The following is a 25194-nucleotide window of genomic DNA, read 5'->3' on the forward strand; positions in this document are numbered from 1 at the left end:
CCTGGCGCAGTGCCAGGTCACCGAGACCGGATCCGGCCTTCACAGCCTGACGCTGCGGCTCGGGGTCACCAGGGCCAGGGGGACGGCCAGCGGCGGCGCTCCTCGTCGGCGCGCTGCCAGCGCTGGTGGGCGACGTCCGCCTCCAGCCGGGCGTCCGCGAGGTCGCCCACCAGCTCGGGGTAGTCGCGGCTGCGGTACTCCAGCGTCAGCACGCGGTCCTCCGCGGCGCGCAGCGCGCGGTGGCAGCGGCGCTCCTCGTCCTCGGCGGCGCGCCGCAGCCGGTCGCTCTCGGTGCGGTGGGCCCGCTCGCGCGCGAGCCGCTCCTGCTCGTCGCGGCGGCGGCGCTCGTCGTCCTCCCGCTCCCTGCGGCGGCGCTGCTCGTCGTCCTGGCGCCGCTCGGCCTCCTCCAGCGCGCGCCGGCGGTGCTCCGCGTCGGTGCGGCGGCGCTCCTCCTCCCGGCGCAGCTGCTCGTCGCGGCGCCGGCGCTCGTCCCACGTCATCGTGATCGGCCCCCAGCCCGGTGGCCTCCCCAGGGGGCCACCGGGTCGCAGCGTGCCACTGCGCACCTGCCCATGACGAGTCGAGCGCCTGCACAACTCCTCCACACGTCCGGTACAGGACCTCCGCCACCGCGTGCGCCGGCGTCCCTAGCCTTCGGGGCGTGGTCACAGGAGGTCAGCCAGCGCAGCAGCCGACGCCCGCCGCCCGGCGCGCCCGGGTGGTGGTGGTGGAGGACGAGCCGGCCATCGCCGACGCCGTCGCCGCCCGCCTGCGCGCCGACGGGCACGAGGTGAGCATCGCCGCCGACGGTCCGGCGGGCGTGGAGCTGTGCCGCCGCGCGCGCCCCGACCTCGTGGTGCTCGACCTCATGCTGCCCGGCTTCGACGGCTACGAGGTGTGCCGCCGCATCCAGTCCGAGCCGGGCGGGCTGCACGCGGCCGTGCTCATGCTCACCGCGCGCGACGACGAGGCCGACCTCGTGCTGGGCCTGCGCCTGGGCGCAGACGACTACCTCACCAAGCCCTTCAGCCCCCGCGAGCTGTCGGCGCGGGTGGGGGCGCTGCTGCGCCGCGCCGCCCGCTCGGCCGGCGCGAGCAGCACGACGACGACCGCCAGCGCCGCTGCGCCGGCGCTGCGGCTCGGTGACGTGGCGGTGGACGTGGAGTCGCGGCTGGTCCACCGCGGGGAGCAGGTGGTGCACCTGACGCCCACGGAGTTCGACCTGCTGGTGCGCCTGGCCGAGCGCCCCGGCGCAGTGGTCTCCCGCGAGCAGCTGCTCACCGACGTGTGGGGCTGGCGCGACCTCGACGGAAGCCGGAGCGGGGCTGAGGTGTCGACGACCACCCGCACCGTCGACAGCCACGTCGCCGCGCTGCGCCGCAAGCTGGGCGACGACGTCGTGCGCACCGTCCACGGCGTCGGCTACGCCGGCGCCCTGCCGGGGGCCGGCTCGTGACGAGCCCGCTGGTCGCGCCGCTGGCCTGGATGACGTCCGTCAAGGCCAAGCTCGGCGCGGTCGTGCTCGGGTCGGTGGTGGCGGGCCTGGCCGGTGGGGCGTTCCTGCTGCTGCAGGGCTTCCGCATGCGCTACTCCCTGGTCATCGCCGTCGTCGTGTCCGTGGTGGTCATCCAGGTGCTGGCCCGCGGCGTCACCGCCCCGCTGCGCGAGATGGCCGCGGCCGCCGGGCGCATGGCCCGCGGCGAGCACGGCGTGCGGGTCTCCGCGGCCGGACGCGACGAGGTGGGCCAGCTGGCCGCCGCCTTCAACTCGATGGCCGCCGAGCTGGAGCGCACCGACGCGCAGCGCCGCCGCCTCGTCGCCGACGCCAGCCACGAGCTCCGCACCCCGCTCACCGCGCTGCAGGCCCAGCTGGAGAACCTCGCGGACGGCGTCACCGAGCCCGACCCGGCGGCCCTCGAGGTGGCGCTCGCGCAGACCCAGCGCCTGTCCCGCCTCGTGGCGCAGCTGCTGGACCTGTCCCGGTTGGAGGCCGGCGAGGTGCCCCTGCACCGGCGCCGGGTGCTGGTCCGGGACCTGCTGGAGTCCGCTGCCGCGGAGGCGCGGGCGCAGTGCGCGGCGCTGGGGCGCGACGTCGCCGTCGTCATCTCCCTCGACGAGCACCCCGACCCTCCCGACGACGGCGAGGGGCTCGTGCTCGACGCCGACCCGGAGCGCCTCGCCCAGGTGCTCGCCAACCTCCTCGACAACGCCACCCGCCACTCCCCGCCCGGCTCCGCCGTGCACGTCACCGGACGCCTCCAGGAGGACGACGGACGACCCACCGGGTGCCTGGTCCTGGAGGTGCTCGACGCCGGCCCCGGCGTGGACCCCGCCGACCGCCAGCGGGTCTTCGACAGGTTCGCCCGCACCGACACCTCCCGCGCCCGCTCGGCCGGGCAGACCGGCGGCAGCGGGCTGGGCCTGGCCATCGTGAGGTGGGTGGTGGACCTGCACGGCGGGTCCGTGCGCATCGCCGACCCGCTGCCCGACCTGCAGCCCGCCGGTGGCTGCCGCGTGGTCGTCACCCTCCCCGCCTGAGACGCCCTCCTCCTCCTTCGTCGCCCCTTCGTCGCCCCTTCGTCGTCGCCAGGCACCCGGACACCCCGGGGGCCTCCACCCGCCTGCCCCCAGGAGGCCCTCCGTGCCTGCACCCGCTCCCCCGGCTCCGCCCGTCCGGTCGGTGGGCCGGGAGCTGCTCACCCACGCCCCCGCCGCGCCGCTGCGCGCGCTCGTGGCGGTGGGAGCGGTCGCGGCGCTGGCCGCCCGCGTGCTCCCCGGCGAGCGGCCGGGCGCGGGCGTCGCGGTGCTGGCGCTGGCCGTGGCGCTCGCCGTCGTCGTCGTGGTCCGCGACGCGCGGCCGGCCGGTCGGGCGGGCCGGCCCGGTGGCTGGCAGCTGGTGCACGGCACCGCGGCGGTGCTGCTGGCCGGCTCGGCGGCGCTGCGCGACGCCGGCTGGGTGGTGGCGCTGGACCTGCTGGCCGCGCTGCTGCTGGGAGCCCTCGCGCTGGCGCCCACCGGCCGCGTGCGGGTGTGGAGCGCCGTGCTGCTCGCTCCGCTGCGCCCGCTGGCGCGCGTCGCCTCGGGCACGGGGTGGACGGCCCGCGGGGTGCGCCGCGTGCTGCTGCTGCGCGCCGCCCGTCCCCGCCGGGCAGTGCGGCGGTGGCCGTGGCTCGTGCCCGCGCTGCGGGCGACCGCGGTGACGGCCGTGCTGCTGGTGGTCTTCGTGCCGTTGCTGGCCAGCGCCGACGCGCGCTTCGGCGGTCTGCTCGAGAAGCTCACGGGCAGCACCGGAGCCTGGCTCGCCGACGCGCTCTCCCGGCTGACCAGCACGCTGCTGGGGACCCGCCCCGACCTCGTGGTGGGCCGCGCCGTCGTGTTCGCCCTCGCCGCGGTGGCGCTGTCCGCGGCGCTGTCCACGGCCTGGGACGCCGCCCGCCGCTCCCCCGCGGGGAGCACGTCTGGCAGCACAGGTGGCCCGCCGGCGGGGCGGCGTCCGCGCCCGGTGCTGGCGCGCCGCGTGGAGTGGCTGCTGCCGCTGGGCGCGCTGGACGCGCTCTTCGCCGCCTTCCTCGTGGTGCGCCTGACGGCGCCGGAGGTGGCCGACACCGCCGGTGCCACGCTCGCCGGTCAGGTGCACGCCGGCTTCGCGCAGCTGGTGGTCGCCACGGCGCTCGTGCTCGCCGTCGTCGCCCTGGCGGTGCGGTGCACGCCCATGACGGCGGGGCCGCGGGCCGCGCTGGCCCTGCTGTGCGCGCTGTCCCTCGGCCTGGACGCCGCGGCGCTGGCCGACCTGCGGGCCTACGTCGACGCCTACGGCCTCACGCGGCTGCGCATCGGCGTGGGGGTCGTCTGCGCCGGGCTCGCCGGGCTGCTCGTGCTGCTGCTGGTGGCCGGTGCCCGCTGGCAGCGGCGCCGCCAGCAGCCGTGGGTGCCGCACGCCGCCGTCGCGGTGGCCGCCGCGTGCCTGCTGGGCCTGACCGCTGCCGACCCCGACGCCGCCATCGCCCGTGCGCAGCTGGCGCGCGGCGCCGCGGGCACCGCCGGCAGCAGCGCGAGTGCAGGCCCCGACGTGGCGTACCTGTCGACCCTGTCGGCAGACGCGGCCCCGGGGCTGGCCGACGCCCTGCGCGAGGACCCGGCGGCGCTCGGCGCCGAGGGGCCCTGCGTGCTGTGGAGCGTGGCCGGAGGACGGTCGGAGCAGGACGCCTCGGACGAGGGGTGGCCCTCGGCGAACCTGTCCCGGGCACGGGCAGCCGGTCTCGCCGGGCTCCTCAGCGCGGCCGAGCAGCCGTGCGCGGAGGTCGGCGCGCTCGGCTGAGCCGCCTCACCAGTCGGCGTCGGACTCGGCCTCGCGCAGGCGGGGCATCATCGCGGTCACGCGGTCCTCGGTGATGACGCCCTCGGAGATGACGGCCACGTCGGTGCGCAGCTCGGGCCTGTCGTCGAGGCGGCCGGCGGCCTCCACGGCCGTGGCCAGGCAGGTCGACCAGGGCGTCGAGCGGGCCGACGGCGCGTCGAGCAGGTGCAGCGCGTCGACGACCTCCCGCGGGAAGCTCCACGAGGAGAGCACCAGCGCGGAGACCTCGCTGTGCGGCACCCCGAAGGCGCGCACCTCGGCGGCGACGAGCGCCGCTCGGCCGCCCTCTGCCACCTCCTGCTCCTCCAGCAGCCCGGTGTAGACGTCAGGGGCGGCGTGGGAGAGCACCGCCTGTCCGAGCCCGGCCAGCAGGCCGAGGGTGAACGCGTCCAGGCGGGCGACGCCGAAGGACGGCGCCATCTCGTCGCAGGCACGAGCGACGGCCCGGGAGCGGGCCCAGAAGCTGCGGGGCAGCACCTCCTCGGCGTCGGCCCCGACCACCGCCGCGGCGGCCATGGCGCGGATGGTGGTGAAGCCGACCAGCGTGACGGCGAACGGCACGGTGCGGACCCGGCCGCCGAGGCCGTAGTAGGCGCTGTTGGCGAGGCGCAGCACCCGGGCCGTGAGGGTGACGTCGCACGTGAGCACCGCCGCCAGCTCGGGCGAGCCGACGGAGTTGTCGGCGGTCATCGCCACGAGCCGGGCGGCCACGGGGCGGCGGGCGGCCAGCTCGTCGACGACGTCCAGCAGCTCCTCGACCGTGTGCAGCGCGGTCGCCCGCTCACCGGCTCCGTCCGCCTCGCTGCTCCCACCGTCGGCGGCGCGCTCCACGGGGCTGTCGAGCAGGCTCACCGGGCGCGCCCCGGCGTCCGGTGGCGGGCGGAGCCGACGGCCGGCTCGACCTCGGGTGCCGTCGGGTGGGGCCGGGGGTGACCGGTCTGTGCGGGGGTGTTCATCACGGACCTCTCGGTGCTCGAGCGCCGAGGGGCGCTCACAGAGTCCATCGGCCGGTCTGCGGCGCACCTGATGCCCGGGACGTCGGCGGATCTCCGCGTGGTCTGATCGGCGCAACACCGCGGCCGTCAACGGCCCTCACGCAGCAGCCGCCGCCCGCTCCGTCGGAGGACGAGGGCGCGGACGGCGGCTGGTGAGGGCCCGGCCCAGCGCGGGCCGGGTGGAGCTGTGGCTCAGGGAGCGGTCTGCATGCTCGCGGCGAGCGCGAAGATCCCGATGTAGCCGATGATGGCGAAAGCGGTGAAGGCTGTGCCCAACCACATGCCGGCGGTCGCCAGGCCGCGGCCGCTGTTGCCGTTCCTGGCGATGTTCTTGCGCCCGATGACACCGAAGACGATGCCGAGCGGGGAGAACACGAACGCGAAGATGATGGCGAGGATCGCCATGGTCTCGGTGGGCCGCTGCACGGGCGCGGCGCCGTACCCGTACTGCGCAGGCTGCTGGGACATGGCGTCTCCCTGAGGTCTCGGTCGATGATCAGGCGTGCGCCGGGCATCCTGGCGCAGCCGGTGATCCGAGCACCAGCGGCCCCGCCGCAGTCCCCTCGTCCGTCCCGGGCGGGTCACCCGTGTGCACCTCAGCGCAGCGCCGGTGCCCCGCGCCGCCGGAACTGCTCCGCGACGAGCGCGAGCACGTCCACCGAGCCCTCAGCCGAGCCCGCGGGGGTCCCGCGCAGCAGCGCGGCCAGGAGCACCCGCGCCTGCCCGGCGCGCAGCAGCCCCGCGGGCACGGCACCGGCGGCCACGAGGTCGGCGCCGCCCCCGCCGTCGCCGTAGGAGGGGACCACCGTCCCGTCGGGCACGCGCGTGGTGAGCACCACGGGCACCCCGCCGGCGGTCGCGCCGCGCACCGCGGTCACCACGGCGGCGGTGGCGTTGCCGGACCCCAGCGCCTGCAGCACCACGCCGCGTGCGCCGAGGCCGAGGACCGCGCGCAGCACCGCGCCGTCGTCACCGGGCACGACGGCGACGACGTCGACGCGCGGCCACGGGACCGGTGCTGCAGCGGGGGTCAAGGGCGCGGTTCGCGGCAGCGGTGCGGCGGCCGGGGCGAAGGCGGCGAGGTCGGTGGTGTGCCGCTTGGTGGTGCCCGCCACCGGCAGCAGCGCACCGCCGAAGGCCACGAGCACCCCCGCGCCGCGGTGGACCGGGTCCGCGGCGGCGACCAGCGCGGCGAGGAGGTTGGCGGGGGCGTCGGAGGCGGGGGCGTCGGCGGTGCGCTGCGAGCCGGTGACCACCACCGGGCGCTCGTCGTCGTGGTGGAGGTCGAGCAGGTACCCCGTCTCCTCGAGGGAGTCGGTGCCGTGGACGACCACCACCCCCACCACCGCGGGGTCGGTGAGGGCGTCGGCGACGGCGGCGCGCACGGCGTCGGCCTGAGGGAGGGTCGTGGTGGAGGAGTCGACGCGCAGCGCCTCCACCACGCGCACCTCCACACCGGCGCGCTGGGCGGCGTCCCCGAGGACGCCCTCGCCAGAGAGCGTGGGGCGGCTGACGCCGTCCTCGCCGGTGGTGCTGGCGATGGTGCCGCCCGTGGTCACCACCGCGACGAGCGCCCGCGCGGGGCGTCCGCCGGCGGAGGGCGTCACGAGATGGCCCGCCAGCCCAGGTAGCCGGCGCCAGCGGCGAGGACGAGCAGCAGCGGCGCGGCGATGGCCCAGCCCGACGGGGGGGCGAGCGGGTCGCGGTCGGGGAAGGGCCGGCTCAGGTCCGTGCCGCCAGCGGCACCGGTGAGGAAGCCGTCCACGCCGTGGCCGACGGAGTCCGCGAAGCGCGAGGCGCTGTCGTGCCGGGCGGCCTGCGGGTCGACGGGCCGCTCTCCCGGCCGTCGCTGTGCTCGGTCGCTGCGGCGAGGGTCGTCGTCGTGCGCTGCCACGGTGGTCCTCCGCTCAGGGGTGGTCACCGGAGTGTGCCGCACGGCGGCTGCCGAGCCGGTCGCGGTGGTCGGGGCGCCGGACCGCTGGCACCCTCGGGCGCGTGCCCCTCGACGAGCGCGACCTCGCGCACCTGACCCGCTGCGTCGACCTCGCCGAGGAGGCCGTCGCCGCGGGCGACGAGCCGTTCGGGTCGCTGCTGGTCAGCGCGAGCGGTGAGGTGCTGTTCGAGGACCGCAACCGCGTGGGCGGCGGTGACGGCACGCGCCACCCTGAGCTGGCGCTGGCGCAGTGGGCCGGCGCGCACCTGCCGGTGGAGCAGCGGTCGTCGACCACGGCGTACACGTCCGGTGAGCACTGCGCGATGTGCTCCGCGGCGCACGGCTGGGTGGGCCTAGGGCGCATCGTCGTCGCCACCACCACGGCCCAGCTCACGGCGTGGCGGCGCGAGACGGGCGGCGGAGACGATGCCGGCGAGGACGCGTCGCCGGTGGCCGCGCTGCCCATCAGCGCCGTGCTGCCGGCCGCGGTGGTCGACGGACCGGCGCCGCAGCTGGCCGACCGCGTCCGGGAGCTGCACGCGCGGAGCCTGCGATCAGGCGGTTCCCAGCCCTAGGCTCGCGCCCGTGCACCAGGCCTCCGCGCTCGAGCCCGACACGTCCGCCGTCGCGGGGGTGCGGCGGTGAGCGGCGGGCTGTTCGCGCTCCTCGACGACGTCGCCGCGCTCGTGCGGATGTCGGCGGCCTCGATCGACGACGTCGCCGCCGCCACGGGGCGCGCCAGCGCCAAGGCGGCCGGGGTGGTGGTGGACGACGCCGCGGTGACGCCCCGCTACGTGCAGGGCATCGAGCCGAAGCGCGAGCTGTCGATCATCTGGCGCATCACCAAGGGCTCGCTGCGCAACAAGCTGCTGATCATCCTGCCGGTCGCGCTGCTGCTGAGCGCGTTCCTGCCCTGGCTGCTCACGCCGATCCTCATGCTGGGCGGGCTGTACCTGTCCTACGAGGGCGCGGAGAAGATCTGGGAGAAGGTCCAGGAGAGGCGCGGCGTGGTCGGCCACGGGCACGCGGCCGCCGCTGACGAGGCCGCCAGCGCCGCGCAGGACCCGGCCGAGCGCGAGAAGGGCATCGTCTCCTCGGCGGTGCGCACCGACCTCATCCTGTCCGCGGAGATCATGGTGATCGCCCTCAACGAGGTCGGCGCCGAGCCGGTGTGGGAGCAGGCGATCATCCTCGCCGTCGTGGCGGTCTTCATCACGGCGGTCGTCTACGGCGCGGTGGGTCTCATCGTGAAGATGGACGACATCGGGCTCGCGCTGTCGAAGCGCAGCTCGAGCGGGGTGGCGGCGTTCGGGCGCGGGCTCGTGAAGGCGATGCCGGTGGTCCTCTCGACGCTGTCGACCGTGGGCGTCGTGGCGATGCTGTGGGTGGGCGGCCACATCCTGCTCGTGGGCACCGACGAGCTCGGCTGGCACGGGCCGTACGGCCTCGTGCACCACGCGGAGGAGGCCGTGCACGACGCGACCGGCGCGCTGGGCGGGGTGCTCGGGTGGCTGGTCAACACGGCGTTCTCGGCGCTGGTCGGCGCACTGGTCGGAGCGGTGCTCGTCGTCGTCATGCACCTCGTGCCGAAGCGCGGCGCGAAGGCCGCCGGCTCCGCCGCCCACTGACGACGCCCCGTCGGCGGGGCAGACGACGCCTCTTCCTCGCAGAAAGCGCCCCATCAGCCGGATCGATGGGGCGCTTTCCGCATCCATGAGGCGTCTTCTGCACCCATGGGGCACTTCCTCCCCTGATCGGGCCGATACCCGAGACCCGCCCCCCCCCCGGGGCAGCCCCCGGGCCGCGTCAGGTCGACGGCGAGGGAGGCAGCACGCAGAGCTCGTTGCCGGACGGGTCGGCGAAGACCAGCCACGGCAGCTCGCCAGGAGCCGACAGGGACGTCGCGCCCAGCGCGAGCAGCCGCTCGACCACCGCGCGCTCGCCGTCGTCGTCCTGCTCCTGCAGGTCCGACGCGTCGCGGCGCACGTCGAGGTGGACGCGGTTCTTGCCGCCCCGTCCTGCTGGCTTGGGGCGCGGCTCCGGGCAGAGCGCCAGCAGGGGCCCGATGCCGCCGGGGTGCTGCAGCGCGGGCGCACCAGCGACGTCGTCCGTGCGCCTCCAGCCGGAGACCGCCGCCCAGAAGGCGGCGTCGCGCTCGGGGTCGGCGCTGTCGAGGGGCAGGCCGACGACCGGGCCGGTCGTGACCTCGTACCCGGGGCGGTCGGGCATGACGCAGAAGGCACCGCCCTCGGGGTCGACGAGGACGGTCCAGGGGACGTCGTCGCCCTGGCCGACGTCCGCGGGCTCAGCCCCCAGCCCCAGCAGCCGCTGGACGAGGTCGTCGAGCGCGGTGCCGCCGCGGAGGTCCAGGTGGAGCCGAGGCGGCGCGGCGCTGGGGTGCCCGACGCGGGGGAAGCACAGGTCGAGGAACGCACCGGTCGCCGGGTCGAGCGCCAGCCGCGCCTCCAGGAGGTCGGGCTCGTCGGTGATGACGCGGGCGCCGAGCGCCGCGGCCCAGAAGCCGCCGAGCGCGCGCGGGTCGCGGGCGTCCCAGACCACGTTCTCCAGGTGCACGCCGCCCATGCTCGCCGCTCTCAGCCAGCACTGCGCGCTGTGAGGAGGTCGTCACTGAGCGCACGACGACCTGACACACCGTTGACGCGGGGACGTCGTCGACTGTCCACGAGGCCAGTTCCACCCGGCCCCCCGATCCGAGCGAAGGACGTGACGTGGCCGACCTCTTCTCCCCCTTCACCCTCAAGGGCGTGACGCTGCGCAACCGGATCGTCATGTCACCGATGACGATGTACCGGTCCGTGGACGGCCACGCCAACGACTTCCACGTCATGCACCTGGGTGCCCGGGCCGCCGGCGGCTTCGGGCTGCTGTTCCCCGAGCAGATCGCCATCACCCCCGACGGCCGCACCACCGTGCACTGCGGAGGCCTGTACGACGACAGCCAGATCGCCGGGTGGAAGCGCACCACCGACATCGTGAAGTCCATGGGTGGCGTCAGCGCCATCCAGCTGGGCCACACCGGCCGCAAGGGCAGCGCGGTGGCGCCCTGGGAGGGCGGACACCAGATCGCCGCCGACCACCCCGAGGGCTGGGAGTGCCGCGGCCCGTCCGCGGTGCCGTACGGAGCCGACCACCCCCACCCGGTGCACGAGCTGACCGTCGCGGAGATCGCCGAGGTCCACCAGGCGTACGCCGAGACCGCCGTGCGGGCCGTCGAGGCGGGCTACGAGTGGATCGAGATGCACTACGCGCACGGCTACCTCGGCGCGAGCTTCTTCTCGCCCCTCGCCAACCAGCGCACCGACCAGTACGGGGGCAGCCTGGAGAACCGGGTGCGCTTCCACACCGAGGCCCTCGACGCGGTGCGGTCCGTCATCCCCGAGCGCATCCCGCTGACGATGCGCCTGGGCGCCGACGACCTGCACCCCGCCGGCGCCACCATGGACGAGGCCGTCGCGGCGATCTCCCTCATGAAGGAGCACGGTCTCGACCTGGCCGACATCTCCGCCGGCTTCAACACCCCCGACATGGACGGCACACCGCTCGGTGAGCCGTCCGGCTTCCTCGCCCGGGCCCTGCGCGTCAAGCGCGAGGCGGGCCTGCCCGTCGGCGTGAGCTGGAACCTGGGGGTGCCGGCCAACGCCGAGCGCGCGGTGCAGGCGGGCCTCGACCTCGTCTTCCTCGGCCGGCCGGCGCTGGCCAACCCGCACTGGCCGGTGTGGGCCGCGCGCGAGCTGGGCCACCCCTCGCCGTTCGACCTCGTCCCCGAGGATTACAGCTGGTGGCTCAAGAACTTCCGCGGCCACGCACCCAGCATCGGGTGGCCCGAGCCCGCCCCTGCCGCGGAGATCGACCTCGACGCCGCGGGCACCGGCGTGCCCCACCAGCAGCGCTCGCGCGTCGACGCCTGACGCACCGGGCACTCCTGCCGGCTGCGGCGGAGTCCAGGGTCAGGATCAGTGCGTTCCTGACCCTGGACTCCGCCGCAGCGGGAAGTGGGCTCAGCCTCAGCCGAAGACGTCGGGGTCCGGGCCGAGGCGCTGGCCGCGCTCGAGGCCGGCGATCGCGCTCATGTCCTCGTCGGTGAGCTCGAAGCCGAACAGGTCGATGTTCGACCGGATGCGCGAGGGCGTCACCGACTTCGGGATGACGATGTTCCCCAGCTGCAGGTGCCAGCGGAGCACGACCTGCGCGGGCTCCTTGCCGTGCGCGGCGGCGATCTTGCCGATGGTCTCGTCGGCGAGGAGGTCACCGCCCTGGCCGATGGGGCTCCACGCCTCGGTGGCGATGCCGTGCTCGGCGTGGAACGCGCGCAGGTCCTCCTGCTGCATCCACGGGTGCAGCTCCACCTGGTTCACCGAGGGGACCACGCCGGTCTCGTCGAACAGCGCGCGCAGGTGCGTCTTCTGGAAGTTGGAGACGCCGATGGAGCGGATGCGGCCGGCCTCCTTGAGCTCAGCGAAGGTCTTCCACACCTCCACGAAGTTCACCTGGTCCGAGCCGGGCCAGTGGATGAGCCACAGGTCGAGGCGCTCCAGCTGCAGCTTGGCCATCGAGTCGTCGAAGGCCGCCAGCGCCGCGTCGCGGCCGCCGGCGCGGTCGGCGTTGGCGAGCTTGGTGGTGACGAAGACGTCCTCGTGGGTCAGGCCGAGGCTGCTCTGGGCGGTGCGCAGCGCGTCACCGACACCGGCCTCGTTGCGGTAGCCGGCCGCGGTGTCGACGTGCCGGTACCCACTGGACAGAGCCTCCAGCACGGTCTCGTCGGTCCTCTCGGGCGCGACCTGGAAGACGCCGAGGCCGACCTGCGGGATCTGCACGCCGTCGTTGAGGGTGACGAAGGGGACGGTGGTTCCGAACTCGAGGGGCATCGTTCGACCGTAGGCGCGCCGGCGCGGCGCGGCACGTCAGAGGACCGGTGCACGCTCGCTCCCTCGGCGGCCGCTGGTGCACCACCACCCCGCCCGGCCCGGCACCACCTCGCACGATCATGCGGCTCCGCGCCACATCCGCAGAGCGGTCCGCCCTTCGACCGAGGAAGCGCCTCATGAGTCGAGAAGACGCCCCGTCAGCGCGCCTCTTGGGGCGTCTTCTCGGGCGGAGGGACGCTTTCGCGTGCGCTCCGGTCGGTGATCGTCCGCACCACCGCCGCCACGTCCAGACCGCCGTCGCCGCGCTCCACGCCCTCCGCGCACAAGTCGCGGCAGACGTCGAGCAGCGGGCTCGCGATCCCGGCAGCGCGCGCGGCGTCGGTCATGAGGGAGGCGTTCATGAGCACGTCGGCCAGTGAGGCCCGTGGCGCCCAGTCCTGGTCGACGAGCTCGGCGGACTTCACCCTGGAGATCGGCGACGACACCTGCCCGGAGTCGAGCACCTCGCGCAGCAGCGTGGGATCGAGTCCGTGGGCCGCGGCGAAGTGGAAGGACTCCGCCAGCCCGGTCATCAGCGCGATGAGGAACGTGTTCACCGCGAGCTTCGTCGTCAGCGCCGCTGGGACCTCACCGCAGAACGTGGTGGAGGCGCAGAAGTGGCGCAGTAGCGGGGTGACGCGCTCGACGGCGTCGCGCGCACCGGCCGTCATCCCCACCAGCGCCGCCTCCTCGGCAGGGCGGCGGGACCCGGAGACCGGCGCCTCGACGAGCACGCCGCCGTCGGCCGAGACCCGCTCGGGCAGCGCGCGCGAGCGCTCCGGCGCCACCGTGCCGGTGTTGACCACCGTCCGCCCGGCGAGCAGCTCGCTGCGCCGGTCACCCAGGGCGGCGAGGACGTCGTCGAGGGCGTCGGCGTTCGCGGGCATGAGGACGACGACGTCGCTGCGCTCGAACAGGTCGAGGACGTCGACGGCGCGGCGAGCGCCGGCGGCCTCCAGGGCCAGCGCCGGTGCTGGCGAGCGGTTCCACACCGTCAGCGGGACACCCGCTCGGAGGAGGTGGCCCGCCATCGGAGCACCCATGATCCCCAGCCCGGCGAACCCCACGCGCACGTCGTCCACGCCGGGGATCGTGGCACCGCGCTCCGGCTCCTTCGTGATGGCCCCTTGGCTGCGCAGATGCCCCATCGGCAGCGTCGATGGGGCCATCTGCGTCGCGAAGGGGCCATCTCAGCGGGCATGGGGCCACCTCCGCAGCTCAGGAAGGAGCGGTCGGGCCAGGGGTCCGGCGGGAAGGGAGGTGTGGGGCTCGTCCGGCGCTGCGGCCCCCCGGTCTCGCAGCGCCGGACGAGCGGTCAGGACAGCAGGTCGTCCACCAGGGGGGACGGCGTGCCGAACCGGTGGGCCGTGGCGCTGACGGCCTGCTCGCGGAGGAACGGGAGCAGCTCCAGGCGGCCGGAGGCCGTGACCTGGCCGTGCCACACGGCGAGGTCGGGACGACCGCCGGTGGCCCCCGCGAGCGCGCTCGCCGCGGCGGCAGCGCCCTCACGAGCACCGGCCGGGCCGATGAGCCTCACCCGCGTCAGCGACGACGACGGCGCAGCCGCGGCGCGCGCCAGCCAGGCGTCGTCGTCCTCGACCACGGCGGTCGGGGCGCACGGCAGGGGCGCGGCCAGCGACACCTCGACGGGCGCTCCGGTCCGCGCAGCAGCGGCGAGGACTCGCTCGACGTCGACCGGCGAGGCACCGGGGACGGCGCGCACGGTGACCGGCGTCGGCACGTGGCGCAGCCAGTTGCGCTCGGAGACCAGGCCCGACGGGTCCTGCGGGGAGCCGAGCAGCGACTCCCACGCGGCGGCGTCGGACGCCGCGGCGCGGGCCAGGAAGCCCGCACCCTCGAGCGCGTCCGCGTCATCAGTGCGCTCCCACCGGGTGAGCCCCAGCAGGTAGGAGGGTCCACCGGCCTTGGTGCCCGCGCCCACCGCGGAGCGCTTCCACCCGCCGAACGGCTGGCGCTGGACGATGGCGCCCGTGGTGCCGCGGTTGACGTAGAGGTTGCCGGCCTGGATGCGCGACGCCCACCGCCGCAGCTCGCCCGCGTCGAGGGAGTGGATGCCGGAGGTGAGCCCGTAGTCGACGTCGTTGACGACGTCGATCGCCTCGTCCAGCGTGCGCGCCGTCATGACGCCGAGCACCGGCCCGAACACCTCGGTGCGGTGGTACTTCGAGCCGCGCGCAACACCGGAGCGGATGCCCGGCGTCCACAGGCGCCCCGCGAGCGCGGCCTCGGGGCCGTCGGCGGGGACGTCGAGCGCGCGGGGCGCGAGCGCCCAGTGCTGCCCGGGCTCCAGCTCGGTGAGCCCCCAGTGCAGCGCGGAGCCCGGCTCGGGCCGCTCGGTGACGGGGCCGACCTGCGTGCGCGGGTCCCACGGGGCACCCACCACGAGGGAGGCGGCGGCGTCGAGCAGCTGGTCGTGGAAGCGGCGCGAGGTGGCCACCGACCCGACGAGCACCACGAGCGAGGCCGCGGAGCACTTCTGCCCGGCGTGCCCGAACGCCGACGCCACGACGTCCCTCGCGGCGAGGTCGAGGTCGGCCGACGGCGTGACGACCATCGCGTTCTTGCCGGACGTCTCCGCCAGCAGCGGCAGGTCGGCGCGGAAGGTGCGGAACAGCTCAGCGGTGGCGTACGCGCCGGTGAGGATGACGCGGTCCACACGGGGCGAGCTCACGAGCTGCCGGCCGAGGCCGCCCTCGTCGACGGTGACCACGCGCAGCGCGTCGGCCGCGCCGACCTCGGCCAGGGCGGACGCGATGGCCTCGGCGAGCACCGCGCCGCAGCGCTGCGCGGGCTCAGCGGGCTTGAGGACGACGGCGGAGCCCGCGGCCAGCGCCGCGAGCACGCCCCCGGCGGGGATCGCCACGGGGAAGTTCCACGGCGGGGTGACCAGGGTGAGGCGCGCGGGCACGGCCCGGACGCCGTCGCGGGCCTCGACCGCGGCCAGCTCGAGGGCCTGCCGCGCGTAGTAGTGCGCGAAGTCGACGGCCTCGGAGATCTCCGGGTCGGCCTGGTCGGCGGTCTTGCCGGCCTCGGAGGCCATCACCTCGAGCAGCTCGGGGCGGCGCGCCTCCAGGGCGCGACCGGCGGCGTGCAGCACCTCAGCCCGCTCGCGCGCAGGGCGGCGGCCCCACGCCTCCCCGGCGGTGGCCGTGCGGGCGAGGAGCTCGTCGAGGAGCTCGGCGTCATCGACGAGCGAGCCGGTGGCGCTGTGCCGGCCGGTGGTCCCGGCGCGCGACGTGGCGGCGCGGGTGAGCGCGGCACGCACCCAGGCGCGGTGGCCCTCGACGGCCGGGTCGGAGTCGGGGGTGTTGACGAACCCCTCTTCCCACGGCACGTGCGGCAGCGCGAGGTACCGGTCCGCGGGCCGGTCGTAGCGGCGGTGGGCGAGCGGGGGCGCGTCGGCGTCGCCGTGCTCGACGAGCGCCTGGTCGCGCCAGCTCTCGAGCAGCCGCAGCGACTCCTCGTGGCGGGCCAGCTCGCGGGCGAACAGCGGAGAGGCGGGCGTGATCTCCGTGATGGCCGACATGAAGTTGTCGGGGCTGGCCACCTCCTCGAGGCGTCGCACGAGGTAGGCGATGGCCACGTCGAACTCCCGCGGGTGCACCACGGGTGTGTAGAGCAGCAGCGAGCCGGTCTCGCGACGCACGGCGGCGGCCTGCCCGGCGGCCATGCCGAGCAGCATCTCCACCTCCATGCCCTCGCGGGCGCCGCGCGCACCGGCGAGCAGCCAGGCGTGGGCGATGTCGAAGAGGTTGTGCCCGGCCACGCCCAGGCGCACGTTGGCGGTGCGCTCGGGGGTGAGCGCCCAGTCGAGCACCCGCTTGTAGTGGGCGTCGGAGGCGGCCTTGGTGTCCCAGGTGGCCAGGGGCCAGCCGTGGACGTCGGCGTCGACGCGCTCCATGGAGAGGTTGGCGCCCTTGACCAGGCGCACCTTGATGGGGGCGCCTCCGGTGGCCACGCGCTGGGCGGCCCAGGACTGCAGGTGCTGCATGGCCGCGAGGGCGTCGGGCAGGTAGGCCTGCAGCACGATCCCGGCCTCGTAGCCCTTCAGGGACGGGCGGTCCAGCAGCCGGGTGAAGACCTCGAGGGTGAGGTCGAGGTCCTTGTACTCCTCCATGTCGAGGTTCAGGAACGTCGGGCGTCCGGCGGTGCGCGCTGCGGTCTCGTACAGCGGCGCGAGGCGCTCGACGACGTGCTCGACGTCCTCCTCGAACCCCCAGGGCGCGTGCGGGCCGACCACGGCGGAGGTCTTCACCGAGACGTAGTCGACGTCGGGTCGCTCCACGAGGCGGCGCAGTCCCGCGAGGCGGCGGTCGGCCTCCCGCCCGCCGAGCACGGCCTCGCCGAGGAGGTTGAGGTTGAGGCGCACGGGGGCGTCCGGCGTCCCGGCGCGGCGGGTCCGGGCCAGGCTCGTGCCGAGCTTGGCGTCGGTCGCGTCGACCACGAGGTGGCCCACCATCTCGCGCAGCGCCCGCTTGGCGGCGGGGACGACGACGCCGGGCACCACCGGCCCGAGCGCGCCTCCGGCCTTCACGGCCGAGCGCAGCGCCGGGGACAGGAACGCCGGCGGGCGCTGGGCGAGGCGGCGCAGCACGGCGGCGCCGGCGGCCGGATCCTCGGGACGGACGACGCCGTCGACGAAGCCGGTGGCGAACGCCAGGCCGTCGGGGTCGCGCAGGAGGCCGGCGAGCTGGTCGGCGGCGCGGGCCTCGGCGCCCTTGACGGGGTGTGCGGCGGCCTCGTCCAGCCAGCGGCGCACGAGGGCGGCGACGTCCTCGACGGACACCTCCGGAGCCGTGGGAGCGGCGGGGCGGCTGAGCTCGGCGGCGGTCATGCAGCGAAGTCTGCGCCGGACGGGCGTCGTGCAACAGGTCACCACCGATGAGCGTTGAGGCGCAGTACCGTTCACCCCAGGTGATCGCTCGTCCCGCCACCAGGACGACGACAGCGACGACAGCAACGACGACGGCGAGGAGCGCCCGTGCTCGACGTGAGGCGGCTGCTGCTCCTGCGCGAGGTCGCCGCGCGCGGCACGCTCGCCGCGGCCGCGGAGGCGCTCAGCTACTCCCCCTCCCACGTCTCCCAGCAGCTCACGCTGCTCGCCAAGGAGGCGGGGGCGCCGCTGCTGCGCCGCTCGGGCCGCCGGGTGGTGCTCACCGCCGAGGCCGAGGAGCTGGTGGCGGCCGCCGGTGAGGTGCTCGACGTGCTCGAGCGGGCCAGCGCCCGCGTGGCCGTGACCTCCCGCGAGCGCGGCGGCGGCCCGCTCGCGCCGCTCACGGGGCGCGTGCGCCTGGCCGTGTTCCAGTCGGCGGCGCTCGCGCTGGTGCCGGGCGCGCTGCGCCAGCTCGCCGTCGAGCACCCCGGGCTGCGGGTGGAGGTGGTGCAGGCCGAGCCCGGCGCCGCGCTGGAGTCGGCGGCCCTGCGCGCAGAGGCCTCACGCGCCCGGGACTTCGACCTCGTCGTCGCCGAGGAGTACCCCGCGCACTCCCGGCCGCACCTGCCGGGCCTGGCGCGCACCGAGCTGGTCCGCGACCCCCTGCGCCTGGCGCTGCCGCCGGAGCACCTCGCCCCCGACGTCCACGACCTCGCCGACCTCGCGTCGGGGCTGCCGTGGGTGGCCGAGCCCGAGGGCACCGCCAGCCGTGACTTCACCGAGCAGACGTGCCGCACGAGCGGCTTCGAGCCCGACGTGAGGTTCACCAGCGCCGACCTGCAGACGCACCTGCGCCTGGTGGAGACCGGCTGCGCCGTCGCCGTCCTGCCCGACCTCGTGCACGCCGGGCGCCAGACGACGGCCCGCCTCGTGGAGCTGCCGGGTCAGCCGCGCCGCACGGTCTTCGCCGCGCAGCGGGCCGCGGCGTCGGGGCAGCCTGCCCTCGCCGTCGTCGTCGCCGCCCTCAGGGCCCAGGCGGGTCCGCCGACCTGACGCTCAGCCGCACGATCGTCAGACGGCGGCGGCGCGAGCCACGGGCTGGGCCACGAGCTCACCGGGGAAGTGGCACGCCACCTGGTGCCCGCCGCCGCAGCTGGCCCCCTCGGCCGGGGCCAGGGAGGGCGCCGTGGTGCGGCAGACCTGGCGGTCGTGGCCGACCGGACAGCGCGACGCGAACGGGCACCCCACCTCGGGGCGGCGGGCCAGCGGCTCGCCGCGCAGCAGGATCCGCTCGCGCGCCCGGGTGCCCCGCGGCTGCGGCGCCGCCGACAGCAGCGCCGCCGAGTACGGGTGCAGCGGCGAGGCGAAGAGGTCTTCCGACGTCGCGGTCTCCACCACCCGCCCGAGGTACAGCACCATGACGCGGTCGCAGAAGTGCTCGGCCGCGGACAGGTCGTGGGTGATGAACAGGTAGGTCAGCCCCAGGCGCCGCTGCTCGCGGCGCAGCAGCGTGAGCACCTGCGCCTGCACGGACACGTCGAGGGCGGAGATCGGCTCGTCGAGCACGGTGATGTCCGGACGCAGCACCAGCGCCCGCGCGATCGCCACGCGCTGGCGCTGACCACCCGACAGCGCCGGCGGCAGGCGGTGGGCGAAGTCTCCGCCCAGGCCGACGTCGTCGAGCATCTCCGCCACGAGCCGCGCCCGCTCCGCCGGCGGGGTGCCGTGCACGGCCAGCGGCTGCTCCACGACCTCCTGCACGGTCATGCGCGGGTCGAGGGAGCCGAACGGGTCCTGGAAGACCATCTGGAAGCGGCGGCGCTCCCGCCGCAGCGCGGCCCCGCGCAGCGAGGCGAGGTCGACGCCGTCCAGCTCCACGCTCCCGTCGTCGACGGGGTCGAGGCGCACGAGCGCGCGCGCCAGCGTCGACTTGCCGCAGCCGGACTCCCCCACCACGCCCACGGTCTCGCCGCGGCGCACGTCGAAGGAGACCCCGTCGAGCACGGCGTAGGACCGCGGTCCGCCGTAGGAGCGGCGCAGGTCGCGCACGCGCAGCAGCGGCGCACCGGCGTCCGCGCCGTGAGGGGTCTGCTCAGCCACGGGTCGCCTCCTGGGCTCGGGCGTCGGCTCGGGACTCGGAGCGGCCGGAGGCCACGACGTCCAGCGCGCGGCGGCACTCGGCCGCGTGCACCGGACCACCAGCGCCACCAGGGCCGGGGACGACGACGCGGGGCGGCTGCCCCGCGCTGCACTCCGGCTGCGCCCAGGCGCACCGCGGCGCGAAGCTGCACCCGGGCGGCAGCGCCGCCAGCGGCGGCGGCGCGCCGGGGATCCACGTCAGGTCCTCCGACCGCGGACGCCCGGGCACCGGCAGCGACCCGAGCAGCGCGCGCGTGTAGGGGTGGGCCGCGCCGTCGAACAGCGCCGCCGACGGCACCTCCTCGACCACGCGGCCCGCGTACATCACCAGCACCCGGTCGCAGAACTCCGAGACGAGCCCGATGTCGTGGGTCACGAGCACCACGGCCACGCCGAGCCTGTCGACCAGGGAGTCGAGCAGGTCCACCACCTGCGCCTGCGTGGTGACGTCGAGGGCGGTGGTGGGCTCGTCGGCGATGAGGACGGCGGGGTCGTTGGCCACCGCGATGGCGATGAGCGCGCGCTGGCGCATGCCGCCGGAGAACTCGTGGGGGTACTGCTTGAGCCGTCGCTCCGGCTCGGGCACGCCGACGGCGGTGAGCAGCTCCGCGCAGCGCGCCCGCACCGCGGCCCGCGACGCGCGGGGGCTGTAGCGGCGCAGCGCCTCGGCGATCTGCGAGCCGATGGTCTTCACGGGGTCGAGCGAGGTGAGCGGGTCCTGGAAGACCAGCGACAGCTGCGAGCCGCGCATCCGGTCGAGGGCCTTCTCGTCGCGGTAGTCGACGCGGGCCCCGCTCACGCTGACCACGCCGCCGGTGACGGAGCCGCCGCTGGCGAGCAGCCCCATGAGCGCCAGCGCGACGGTCGACTTGCCGCAGCCGGACTCCCCCACCACGCCGACCTTCTCGCCGGGGCGCACCACGAGGTCGACGCCGCGGACCACCTCGACGTCGCCGTAGGCCACGCGCAGGCCCTCCGCCGACAACGCCGGCAGCGCCGTGCCCGTCGTCGTGCTCACTTCGAGCCTCCCCTCACGCGCAGGCGCGGGTCGATGAGTGCCACGGCGAGGTCCGCGACCGTGTTGGCGGCCACGTAGAGAACCGCCGAGAGCAGCACGAACGCCTGCACCACGGCGAAGTCCTGCCGCTGGATGCCCTGCACGAGCACCTGCCCGATGCCGGGCCAGTTGAAGACGGACTCCACGAGCACGCTGCCGGTGATGAGGCTGGCGAGCACGAGCCCCGCGGAGGAGACGCTGGGCAGCAGGGCGTTGTGCAGCACGTGGCGGCGGTGGGCCGCCCACCGCGAGACGCCCTTGCTGCGGACCACCGTGACGAACGGCGCCCTGGCGACGTCGAGCTGGTTGGCGGTGAGCAGCCGGGTGAGGAACGCGCCGGGGATGATGGCCAGGCTGATGGCGGGCAGCGCCAGGTGGGCGAGGGCGTCGGAGAAGACGATCGGCTGCCCCGCCAGGAGGCCGTCCACCGTGTACAGCCCGGTGACGTGGGGCGGCGGCTCGAGGAAGCTCGTGAGCCGTCCCGAGGGGCCGGGAAGCAGGCCCAGGCCGCCGCTGCCGAGCAGCAGGATGAGCACGAGCGCCACCCAGAACTGGGGGGTGCCGAGCCCGACCAGCGAGACGACCTTGGCGACGGCGGCGAGCGCGCCGCGGCGGAAGCTGGCGAGGGTGGCGACCACCACGGAGCCGACGACGGCGAAGAGGAACGCCCACAGCGCCAGCTCCAGCGTGGCGGGCAGGCGAGCGGCCATCACCGCGGTGACGTCGGCGCCGTTGCTGTAGGAGTAGCCCCACTGGCCGGTGGCGAAGTCGCGGACGTAGCGCAGGTACTGCAGCCACAGCGGGTCGTCCAGGCCCAGCTGGGCGCGCACGCCGGCGAGGACGTCGGGGGTGGCGAGCGGTCCCACGATGAGCCGGGCGGGGTCACCGGGCACCGCGCGCAGCACGACGAAGGAGACGACCGAGGCGAGCAGCAGCGTCGCGAGGACGCCGAGCAGCGCGCCGGCGCCGCGCCGCAGGGCTGCGGCACCGGGCAGCCGGGAGGTGGTCGTGGTGGGCATCAGGCCTCCTTCGCGGACGCGGCGGGGACGGGCTCGGAGCCCACGACGACCGGAGCCGCTGACGACGCGGACGACCGGGACGACGGCGGCCGGGCGCCGCGGCGCCGGGCGAGCCGCGCGGCGCGGACGGCGGGGATGCTGTCGGCGAGGAGGTTGACGGCCACCACGGTGACCAGCAGCGCCAGGCCGGGGAACACCCCGGTCCACCACTGACCGGTCAGGGCGTTCTGCAGGCCGTCGGTGATCATCGCGCCCCACTCGGGAGTGGGGGGCTGCGCGCCGACGCCGATGAAGCTCAGCCCCGACAGCACGAGGATGACGTTGCCGACGTTGGCCGCCGTCTGCACCGAGAACGTCGTGCCGAGGTAGGGCACCACGTGGCGCACCGCGATCCGCGGGGTGGACAGGCCGATGGTGCGGGCGGCCTGGACGAACGGCTCCGAGGTGGCGCGCCGGGCCTCGGCGCGCAGCGTGCGGGCGAACACCGGGATGACCGTGACCACCACGCCGAGCAGCGCGGTGAGCAGCCCGGTGCCGAACGCCATCGTGACGGCCAGCGCCAGCAGGAGCGCCGGGAAGGCCATCACCGCGTCGAGCAGGCGCACGAGCACGGCGTCGAGCCAGCGCGGCCCCAGGCCGCAGACCAGCGCGATGAGCAGGCCGAGCCCGCCGCCCACGGCGACCGTGCCGAGCCCGGACGCCAGGGCGATGCTCGTGCCGACGGCCACCCGGGAGAAGACGTCGCGGCCCTGGGCGTCGGTGCCGAACCAGTGGCCCGGCCCGGGCGGCTGCAGCGCCTGCGACACGTCGACGGCGATCGCGGTCTCGCGCAGGAAGACGCCGGCCACGGCGAGCACGACAAGCGCCGCCAGCAGCCCCACGGCGGCGCCGGCCTGGACGCGGGTGCCCTTCACGACGCCTCCTCGGTGTCCCGGTGGTCTCGGTGGTCTCGGGGGGTCCGGGACACCACGGCGCCGCCGGCGAGGACGAGCCTCGGCCGGGTGGTCATGAGGAGGTCGGGGTGCGCCAGCAGGTCGCCGTCGAAGACGGCGACGTCCGCCACCTTCCCCACCTCGAGGGTTCCGACCTCGTCGGCGATCCCGCAGATCTCGGCGTTGACGCGGGTGGCGCGCTGCAGCGCCACCGACGCCCCGGACAGGCGCGCGTGCAGCGCCACCTCCCAGCCGCGGCGGTGCTGGCGCTCGCCGATGAGGTCGGAGCCGCAGCCGAGGCGCACGCCCGCGCGCTCCAGCGCGTCGATGGCGCGGGCGGCGGACTCGCGCAGCCGCGCGGAGTCCCCGGCGTCCACGGGGCCGGCGCCGAGGCTGGCGGGGTCCACGCGGAGCACCTCCGAGACGGTCAGCGTGCCGACCGCGGCGACGTCGTGCGCGGCCATGAGCTCGACGGTCTCCTCGTCGACCAGGGTGGCGTGCTCGATGCAGCGGGCTCCGGCGCGCACGGCGCGCTGCAGCCCGCGAGGGCTGTGAGCGTGGGCCGTCACGTAGCTGCCGCGGTCCGCGGCGACCTCGACGACGGCGCGCAGCTCCGCCTCGCTCAGCTGCGGCGCCTCGATGGGGTCGCCGTGCGACAGCAGCCCGCCGGTGGCGAAGACCTTGATCTGGGTGGCGCCGCGGTGGAACTGCGCGCGGGCGGCGCGCGTGGCGGCGTCGGGCCCGTCCACCAGGAGCATCGGGAGGGTGAACCCGTCGGCACCGGTGCTCGGGTTCTGGCAAGGGTCCGCGCCGCCGGGCGTCGGACCGCGGAAGTCCCCGTGGCCGCCGGTCTGGCTGAGGATCTGCCCGCTGGGCAGCAGTCGCGGACCGGGCACCAGGCCCCGGCGCACCGCCTCCACCAGGCCGCCGTCGACGCCGCCGAGGTCGCGCAGAGTGGTGAAGCCCTGCGCGAGGGAGTCGGCGAGGACCGCGAAGACCATGGCGGCCTGCACGGGGGCCGGCAGCGCCGCCTGGCCGTGCAGGCGCAGGATGCCCACGTGGGCGTGGGCGTCGACGAGCCCGGGCAGCACCGTGGTCCCGGTGACGTCCTCGACGACCACCCCCGGCCCGCGGCGGTCCGCGGGCCGGGCGGTCGGGTCGAGGGCTACCACCTCCGCGACCCGCCCCGCGCTGACCCGGAGGTCAGCGCGGAACGGCTCCCGGCCGGTGGCGTCGAAGACGGTGCCCCCGGTGAGCCACACGTCCGCGGCGGGAGTGCTCATCAGGCTCAGGCGGCCTTCCAGGTCCGCATGTCGGTGATCGGGTTCCACAGGTACGTGGTGCCCTTCTTCACGGCGACGGCGGTCTTGTCGAGGTAGAGGATCGCCTTGGGGCTGGCTGCCACCCAGTTCGCCTGCAGCTGGTCGAGGGCTGCGGTGCGGGCCGCCTCGTCGGAGCTGGAGCGGACGGTGTCGAGCAGCGCCGCGTTACCCGGCACGCAGATCACGCCGGTGTTGTACTCGATGCCGCAGCGCTCGTCGTAGGACAGGTAGTAGCCGGCGTTGAAGACCGCGGGCCCGTCCAGGCGCAGCGCGGCCTGCGCGGTGCGGCCGTAGACCGCCTCGCCCCACGCGCTCTCCGACAGCGGGTTGACGTTGACCGTGATGCCGATCTCCTTGAGGGAGCCCTGCAGGATGGTCGCGATCGCGGCCTGGTTGGTGTCACCGGAGATGGTGTCGAGGGTGACCTCGACGGGTCCGCTCACGCCGGCCTCGCTCATGAGCTGCTCGGCCTTGGCGAGGTCGTAGGTGCGCGCGCCGGCCACCGAGGCGTCGTAGCCGGGCATGCTCGGCGGGACGGGGCCGTAGTACAGCTGGCCGTAGCCCTTGAGGACGTTGTCGAGGATGTCCTGGTAGGGGATGGCGTACGTGACGGCCTCGCGCAGCTTCGCGTTGTCCCACGGCGCCTTGTCGTTGGGCATGAGCATCTGCATGTTCGCCGTCGCCGTGCTGGCGATGACCTGCGTGTCGGCGCTGCCCTCGAGCGACTTCGCGGAGCTCTTGCTCAGCCCCTGGGCGACGTCGAGCTCGCCGTTCTGGGCCTGCAGCAGCATCGCCGAGTCGGTCTTGACCCAGCTGACGTTGATGGTCTGCGAGGCCGGGGCCTCGCCCTTGAAGTCGGGGTCGCGCTCGAGCACGGCCTTGGTGCCCGGCTCGAAGGACTTCAGGCGGAACGGGCCGGAGCCGGCCTCGTGGGAGGCCATCCACTCGTTGGGCTTGCCGGCGGTGGTGCCGCCGTTGGCCTCGACCACCGACGGGTCGACGATCGAGCCGGCCGGGGTGGCCAGCGCGAGCGGGAAGTCGGGGTCGGGGGTGGACAGCTCGACGGTGACCGTCGTGGCGTCGGTCGCGGTGACCTGCTTGATGAGCGTGGGCGAGAGGTAGAGGTCGTTGATGATCGCCGACCCGCAGCCACCGATGGCGGTGGTGCGGTCCAGGGAGTACTTGACGGCCTCAGCGTCCATGGGCTCGCCGCTGGGGAAGGTCCAGCCGTCCTGCAGGTGGAACGTGTAGGTGAGGCCGTCCGAGGACACGTCGTAGCTCTTGGCGAAGTACGGCTCGGCCTTGGTCGGGTCGAACGACGGGACGCCGTCTGCGTCCTTCGTCTGGCCCGGCTGCAGCAGCTGCACGTAGAGCGCCATGGTGAGGCGGGCGTCGTCGAGGGTGCAGCCCGACGCCGGGTCGATCGTGGTCGGCGCCACGTTGAACGCCACGTTGAGCGGCCTGGCCGCGCCGGACGTCCCGGAGCCCGAGCCGGAGCCGGCGGGCGCCTGGGCGGTGCAGCCGGCGAGCAGCGCGGCGGCGGCGAGAGCGGCGCCGGTCAGCAGGCGTGCGCGCGGCCTGCGACGTGGGGGTGACGAGACCATGGGTCCTCCGGTCTGCG

General features: G+C 75.6%; 22 protein-coding genes. 7 read left to right on the forward strand and 15 right to left on the reverse strand.

What is annotated here, in order from left to right:
• Positions 1 to 65 precede the first annotated feature (65 nt).
• Positions 66 to 500, reverse strand: a complete 435-nt coding sequence (locus FMM08_RS08815) for a hypothetical protein (protein ID WP_147925945.1) — start codon at positions 498 to 500, stop codon at positions 66 to 68.
• A gap of 161 nt (positions 501 to 661) precedes the next feature.
• Here FMM08_RS08815 and FMM08_RS08820 point away from each other — a divergent pair, with 161 nt between their 5' ends.
• From FMM08_RS08820 to FMM08_RS08830, 3 genes are all read left to right on the forward strand, one after another.
• The gene (locus FMM08_RS08820; RefSeq protein ID WP_222710569.1) at positions 662 to 1456 is read left to right on the forward strand and encodes a response regulator transcription factor; all 795 of its coding nucleotides are present in this window, start codon (positions 662 to 664) and stop codon (positions 1454 to 1456) included.
• The gene (locus FMM08_RS08825) at positions 1453 to 2538 is read left to right on the forward strand and encodes a sensor histidine kinase (RefSeq protein WP_255472196.1); all 1086 of its coding nucleotides are present in this window, start codon (positions 1453 to 1455) and stop codon (positions 2536 to 2538) included. The genes FMM08_RS08820 and FMM08_RS08825 overlap by 4 nt, the downstream gene beginning before the upstream one ends.
• A gap of 103 nt (positions 2539 to 2641) precedes the next feature.
• The gene (locus tag FMM08_RS08830) at positions 2642 to 4318 is read left to right on the forward strand and encodes a DUF4153 domain-containing protein (protein ID WP_147925946.1); all 1677 of its coding nucleotides are present in this window, start codon (positions 2642 to 2644) and stop codon (positions 4316 to 4318) included.
• Between the two features lie 6 nt (positions 4319 to 4324).
• Here FMM08_RS08830 and FMM08_RS08835 read toward each other — a convergent pair whose 3' ends face one another.
• The 4 genes from FMM08_RS08835 to FMM08_RS08850 form a co-directional block, all read right to left on the reverse strand.
• Positions 4325 to 5209 carry an HDOD domain-containing protein gene (locus tag FMM08_RS08835; protein ID WP_147925947.1) on the reverse strand — a complete coding sequence of 295 codons (885 nt, stop codon included), beginning with the start codon at positions 5207 to 5209 and terminating at the stop codon, positions 4325 to 4327.
• 335 nt (positions 5210 to 5544) lie between these two features.
• Entirely contained in the window at positions 5545 to 5820 is a 276-nt protein-coding gene (locus FMM08_RS08840) for a DUF4190 domain-containing protein (protein ID WP_147925948.1), read from the reverse strand.
• Between the two features lie 128 nt (positions 5821 to 5948).
• Entirely contained in the window at positions 5949 to 6959 is a 1011-nt protein-coding gene (locus FMM08_RS08845) for an asparaginase domain-containing protein (RefSeq protein WP_147925949.1), read from the reverse strand.
• Positions 6956 to 7246 carry a hypothetical protein gene (locus FMM08_RS08850; RefSeq protein WP_147925950.1) on the reverse strand — a complete coding sequence of 97 codons (291 nt, stop codon included), beginning with the start codon at positions 7244 to 7246 and terminating at the stop codon, positions 6956 to 6958. Before FMM08_RS08850 ends, FMM08_RS08845 begins: the two co-directional genes overlap by 4 nt.
• A 101-nt stretch (positions 7247 to 7347) precedes the next feature.
• Between FMM08_RS08850 and FMM08_RS08855 the strand changes: the two genes are divergently transcribed.
• Positions 7348 to 7860 carry a nucleoside deaminase gene (locus FMM08_RS08855; RefSeq protein ID WP_147925951.1) on the forward strand — a complete coding sequence of 171 codons (513 nt, stop codon included), beginning with the start codon at positions 7348 to 7350 and terminating at the stop codon, positions 7858 to 7860.
• Positions 7861 to 7926: 66 nt separating this feature from the next.
• A complete protein-coding gene (locus FMM08_RS08860) occupies positions 7927 to 8913 on the forward strand; it encodes a DUF808 domain-containing protein (protein WP_147925952.1) in 987 nt (328 codons plus the stop codon).
• 178 nt (positions 8914 to 9091) lie between these two features.
• Here FMM08_RS08860 and FMM08_RS08865 read toward each other — a convergent pair whose 3' ends face one another.
• Positions 9092 to 9859, reverse strand: a complete 768-nt coding sequence (locus FMM08_RS08865) for a VOC family protein (RefSeq protein WP_147925953.1) — start codon at positions 9857 to 9859, stop codon at positions 9092 to 9094.
• Positions 9860 to 10014: 155 nt separating this feature from the next.
• Here FMM08_RS08865 and FMM08_RS08870 point away from each other — a divergent pair, with 155 nt between their 5' ends.
• A complete protein-coding gene (locus FMM08_RS08870; RefSeq protein WP_147925954.1) occupies positions 10015 to 11214 on the forward strand; it encodes an NADH:flavin oxidoreductase/NADH oxidase in 1200 nt (399 codons plus the stop codon).
• Positions 11215 to 11310: 96 nt separating this feature from the next.
• On the opposite strand, the gene FMM08_RS08875 is transcribed toward FMM08_RS08870, so the two are convergent.
• From FMM08_RS08875 to FMM08_RS08885, 3 genes are all read right to left on the reverse strand, one after another.
• Entirely contained in the window at positions 11311 to 12171 is an 861-nt protein-coding gene (locus tag FMM08_RS08875) for an aldo/keto reductase (RefSeq protein WP_147925955.1), read from the reverse strand.
• A 197-nt stretch (positions 12172 to 12368) separates the two neighbouring features.
• Positions 12369 to 13292: an NAD(P)-dependent oxidoreductase gene (locus FMM08_RS08880; RefSeq protein ID WP_222710570.1), complete on the reverse strand. Its 924-nt coding sequence runs from the start codon at positions 13290 to 13292 to the stop codon at positions 12369 to 12371.
• Between the two features lie 233 nt (positions 13293 to 13525).
• Complete coding sequence (locus FMM08_RS08885) at positions 13526 to 17065, reverse strand: proline dehydrogenase family protein (RefSeq protein ID WP_147925957.1); 3540 nt, start codon at positions 17063 to 17065, stop codon at positions 13526 to 13528.
• A 147-nt stretch (positions 17066 to 17212) separates the two neighbouring features.
• Here FMM08_RS08885 and FMM08_RS08890 point away from each other — a divergent pair, with 147 nt between their 5' ends.
• Positions 17213 to 18157, forward strand: coding sequence for a LysR family transcriptional regulator (locus FMM08_RS08890; RefSeq protein WP_147925958.1), 945 nt, complete (start codon positions 17213 to 17215; stop codon positions 18155 to 18157).
• A gap of 18 nt (positions 18158 to 18175) precedes the next feature.
• On the opposite strand, the gene FMM08_RS08895 is transcribed toward FMM08_RS08890, so the two are convergent.
• The 6 genes from FMM08_RS08895 to FMM08_RS08920 are packed head-to-tail and all read right to left on the reverse strand — an operon-like array spanning position 18176 to position 25177.
• The gene (locus tag FMM08_RS08895) at positions 18176 to 19204 is read right to left on the reverse strand and encodes an ABC transporter ATP-binding protein (RefSeq protein ID WP_147925959.1); all 1029 of its coding nucleotides are present in this window, start codon (positions 19202 to 19204) and stop codon (positions 18176 to 18178) included.
• Complete coding sequence (locus FMM08_RS08900; RefSeq protein WP_147925960.1) at positions 19197 to 20261, reverse strand: ABC transporter ATP-binding protein; 1065 nt, start codon at positions 20259 to 20261, stop codon at positions 19197 to 19199. The genes FMM08_RS08895 and FMM08_RS08900 overlap by 8 nt, the downstream gene beginning before the upstream one ends.
• Positions 20258 to 21319 carry an ABC transporter permease gene (locus FMM08_RS08905; protein WP_147925961.1) on the reverse strand — a complete coding sequence of 354 codons (1062 nt, stop codon included), beginning with the start codon at positions 21317 to 21319 and terminating at the stop codon, positions 20258 to 20260. Before FMM08_RS08905 ends, FMM08_RS08900 begins: the two co-directional genes overlap by 4 nt.
• Complete coding sequence (locus FMM08_RS08910; protein ID WP_147925962.1) at positions 21319 to 22233, reverse strand: ABC transporter permease; 915 nt, start codon at positions 22231 to 22233, stop codon at positions 21319 to 21321. Before FMM08_RS08910 ends, FMM08_RS08905 begins: the two co-directional genes overlap by 1 nt.
• Positions 22230 to 23534: a metal-dependent hydrolase family protein gene (locus FMM08_RS08915; RefSeq protein ID WP_147925963.1), complete on the reverse strand. Its 1305-nt coding sequence runs from the start codon at positions 23532 to 23534 to the stop codon at positions 22230 to 22232. The genes FMM08_RS08910 and FMM08_RS08915 overlap by 4 nt, the downstream gene beginning before the upstream one ends.
• Positions 23535 to 23539: 5 nt before the next feature.
• Positions 23540 to 25177 carry an ABC transporter substrate-binding protein gene (locus FMM08_RS08920; protein WP_147925964.1) on the reverse strand — a complete coding sequence of 546 codons (1638 nt, stop codon included), beginning with the start codon at positions 25175 to 25177 and terminating at the stop codon, positions 23540 to 23542.
• Positions 25178 to 25194: the final 17 nt, after the last annotated feature.

Source organism: Quadrisphaera setariae (genome assembly GCF_008041935.1).
GTDB classification, from domain to species: domain Bacteria; phylum Actinomycetota; class Actinomycetes; order Actinomycetales; family Quadrisphaeraceae; genus Quadrisphaera; species Quadrisphaera setariae.